This is a genomic window from Spirulina subsalsa CS-330 (assembly GCF_028330765.1).
Lineage (GTDB): Bacteria > Cyanobacteriota > Cyanobacteriia > Cyanobacteriales > Spirulinaceae > Spirulina > Spirulina subsalsa_A.
In genome coordinates this window covers 1-3,721 of sequence record NZ_JAQMTY010000154.1, presented here as the reverse complement: position 1 = coordinate 3,721, position 3,721 = coordinate 1, and the positions used below count along the sequence as shown (strand labels likewise).

Here is a 3,721-nt window from a genome sequence, read left to right as displayed (position 1 = left end):
GCGGGGGGCCTGGTGGGCGAGCGCGATCGCCCGTTCTAAGAGTTGCTCCATCCGCTCAGCCATGGTGTAACCTCATGCCCTAACGACGGGGCGGCAGGGCATCGTTAAACACAGACCCCTGGGTTTCCGATTCGGGGAACGACGGAAACGAGGATTCTGGTTCAACGGGTTCGGGGTCGGCTGCCGGTTCCGGGATAGGCATCGGGGCCGGTAGGGGCCGGGCGGGGGCTGGGGTGACGGGAATTTCCACATCATCTAGTTCCTGGCTGGGATCAACCGGGGGGGTCAGGGTGGTGGGGAGGATGGTGTCTTGGATGTAGGCATTGATTTCTTCAACGCGCTCAAAGTTGCCCTCTGCTTCGTAGAGGCGCATCGCTTCTTCGAGGGTTGCCACGGCATTGTCGTACCGATCCAAGGTGCGGGCGTTGAAATTCGCGATCGCAGCGGGCCCCGCTTCGGCCTCTTCCGGGTCATAGCGTACTGCTTCCCGATAGGCATTTTCAAACAGCGACACCCCTAGGTTGTAGTAAGCATCGGCAAAGACCGGATCAAGATCCAAGGCTTGGCGATAGTTGGCGATCGCTTCCCCGTAGAGTTCCGCATCTTGGTAGGCAATCCCCAAGTTGTAATAGGTGCGGGCATCGTTGGGGAGGAGGGAGGCCGCCTGTTGAAGAGTCGCGATCGCATCTTCAGGATTGCCCGTTTCAATCTGCGCCGCCCCCAACTGACGATAGGCATTCACATTCGTCGGATCGAGGGCAACGGTGCGCTCAAACCGATTCGCCGCCGCTTTGTAATTGTCCAATTCCAGATAAACCAAGCCCAGATTGTATTGCGCTAGGGCGTTTTCCGGTTCCAACGCCGTCGAAGTCCCCAGGGCATCCCGCGCCGCTTCCCACTGTTCCCGCCGCGCATAGATCAACCCCTGTTGATAATAGGCTTCGGAAAATTCCGGCTCTAGGGCGATCGCCCGCTCAAACAAGCCCAGCGCCTCATCCGCGCTGCCCTGACGATTGACGATCAGCCCCAAATTGTAATAGGCCTGGGCATTTTGGTCATCCAAGAGCAACGCCTGCCGGTAGGATTGGCTTGCCGCGTCGTATTGGCCGATGCTATCGAAGGCCAGCGCCAAGTTATAGTGACCCGCTGCAAATTTCGGTTCAATTAACGTTACTCGTTCAAAGGGTGCGATCGCCGCTTGGGGAGACCCTTGGCGATAAAAGGCAATGCCGAGATTGTAGTAAGCCGCCCCTAGCATCGGTTCGAGGATCACCGCCTCCTGATATCGACTGACGGCATCGGCGAGGCGATCTTGTTGTAGGTACACATTACCGAGGAGATAGTACGCCATCCCAATGTAGGGGTCAAAGGTGAGGGCTTTGGTAAGAAAGGTTTCCGCTTGGGTGAAGGATTGGCGATCGTAGGCCATCACCCCCTGTTGAAAGGCACTCGCCGCATCAAGATTTTCGCTGTAGAGTCCTTCAATACGTTGCTTGGGGGCTGGGTCGAATTTTTGAGCGATCGCCAAATCCGGGAACACCATGCCCCAACTGAGCGCCAGCCCCACAGTCATCAGACCCGCATCGCGTAGCCCGGTTGTCCAGTTCCTGTGCTGTTGCCCCATAACCCTAACTCTCAATTTTCGTGGTTTCGCTCTTTAGTTATAGCAAGGGAATGGCCAACGATCGCGCCCTCAATCCGGAGCCAACCCAAAGCCTGAGCCGGTCACACGCTGATGGCTGGGTTTCGACCCACTCAACCCTTCGCGATCGCACCCCCTAAGCCTGCCAAATCAACCACGACCCCCACAACGCCGCCAGGATCGCCAACGCCGTAATCCACACCGGATAGCCGCTGCGGGTTCCCTCCCCTTGGCGCGGCCGAATCACATCCACATCAATCCACAGCGTACTTCCCCGCCGTAACCAGCCCAACACCGTCACCTTTTGCCCGATCAACTGTTCCGGGCGGGTAGGTTTGGGGAAGAGATTCCCCAGGGGCCCGGCTTTGGTGAAAAAGTGGAGTTTGATCGAACCGGACGCGGTTTTGAGCATTAAATCTTGGGCGAGCCAATTTTTTAAGCCCCGGCGACCGATCAGTTCACCCGTCAGTTTGACCCCTTCGCTTTGGGGGGGGACGGCTTTGGTGTCGCGCATGAGGTCTTCAATGCGGGGATTGGCGCGGGACGGGGTGACGCGAACATCAGGAAAGTAACCGTTAATCCAAACCATCAAACTGAGACTAAAGGCGATCAAAATGCACCCATCGAGGAAGGGTTGAGCGTTGGCGAGCCAAATCAACCGCCAGAGGGGAAACCAGTAACTGAGGACATCGGCGGCGGCTCCGATAAACCAAAAGCTACCCCGCATCACAACCCCGAAAAAGAGGCCGGAAATTACCGCGCTTTGGAGAATGGGCAGGGCTTTGTAGCTGTTGGCCAGTTGTTCAAGGATTTGGAGGGGGGTTTTGGGAGGGGGGATCAGGGTGGGAAGGTTGATTTCGGGGGGGAGTTGCCAGTGGTTGGCGTAGCGATTGAGGAGGTAGAGGCGATCGCCCATTAACGGATGAGAATTCATCAAGGCGAGCCAGTGGCGATAGGGGTTGGTGCATTCCCAGGTGAGGACTTCGGCAAAGGGGGTTTTATCGGGGAGGCTGCCGAGGCTGAGGGCTTGGCGATGGCCGATGGGCAGGAGGAGATCAACGCTTTCCAGGAGCCAGAGGGTGGAGCCGCGTTGTTCAATATGGCGGGCGGTGGCGATCGCTACTTTCAACAGGCCACGGCTGAGGGCGTTGGGGTTGCCGGTGAATTCTGCGGCGAAGCGATCGCCGTAATATTGCCGTTGCCGCGAAAAATAGAGCAACGGCACCCGCCACAACCAGTAATAACCATAGGCTAACGCCGCGCCGATTCCCCCGATTCCTTCCACGATCGCGGCGAGAATGGTACGGATGCGATCGGGAATTTTAGTCTGATGTTGTACCCAATCCCGGCCCCGTTCTCCCGCTGTGGCGCTGCCGAGATAGAGCAAAAACGGGACGTGGAGCAGGGTAATCACAGCGGAGAGGATCGAGACATCACGATGAGCGATCGCCGCGATTTGCGTCGTTAAGAGGGCGGCCAATTCTTCATCCTCCACGGCAGCGAGGAGACCCTCACTCATCACCAGGCGAGAGGTGCGCGGCAGGTTGCCATAGGTGAAGGTGAGCGGTGCGCCGATGGGCAAGAGCTTCAGGGTGGGCATCGGGATCTTGGCGTGGCGCGTCAGTCGTTGCAACACCTTCGCACTTTCGGGAAAGGTGGCGGCCAGTTGATAGAGGGCGTAGGGTTGTTGCTTGGCGAGCCGAGTGAGGAGGAGATCCAAGGCCCAGGGCGACAGGATCAGGCAGAGGAGAAGCACCGCCAAGATCAGCCGTTGCGGTTCAGCATCTAACCAGAGGGGCGGGGCAATCCCCGGTAGGCGTAGGCTAAGGATCGCGGTTTTGATCAGGCCCAGGCTGGCGAGGATCGAAACGCGCAGGAGAAAATAGAAGGCGATCGCACTCCCCCCCAACCGCAGCCAAAACTTCCAACGGCGCGGCTGTTTTAACCGTTTCCACTGGCTGGCTCGTTCAGCGTTGCGCCACTCGCGCCCCGAAATAAAAACCGCTGGGGTGGCTTCGGGGGCATTGTCGTAGGCAACAGGCAGGGGGCGTTTTTCCGGTGGTGGGTCAGGGGTGGCGG

The 3,721-nt window shown here is 58.4% G+C and carries 3 protein-coding genes; 1 reads left to right on the top strand and 2 read right to left on the bottom strand.

What is annotated here, in order from left to right; all coding sequences use genetic code 11:
- Positions 1 to 79: 79 nt before the first annotated feature.
- A complete protein-coding gene (locus PN477_RS10425; RefSeq protein WP_272147262.1) occupies positions 80 to 1,624 on the bottom strand; it encodes a tetratricopeptide repeat protein in 1,545 nt (514 codons plus the stop codon).
- Positions 1,625 to 1,644: 20 nt separating this feature from the next.
- Here PN477_RS10425 and PN477_RS10420 point away from each other — a divergent pair, with 20 nt between their 5' ends.
- Positions 1,645 to 1,782 carry a hypothetical protein gene (locus PN477_RS10420; RefSeq protein ID WP_272118040.1) on the top strand — a complete coding sequence of 46 codons (138 nt, stop codon included), beginning with the start codon at positions 1,645 to 1,647 and terminating at the stop codon, positions 1,780 to 1,782.
- Here the strand turns inward: PN477_RS10420 and PN477_RS10415 are convergent.
- Positions 1,779 to 3,721, bottom strand: a 1,943-nt coding sequence (locus tag PN477_RS10415) for a M48 family metallopeptidase (RefSeq protein ID WP_272147260.1), incomplete at its 5' end; no start/stop codon positions are given. The genes PN477_RS10420 and PN477_RS10415 overlap by 4 nt on opposite strands.

What these genes read in the sequence shown, in the direction of transcription:
- PN477_RS10425 (WP_272147262.1), bottom strand. Translation starts at nt 1,624, where the DNA reads ATGGGGCAACAGCACAGGAACTGGACAACCGGGCTACGCGATGCGGGT.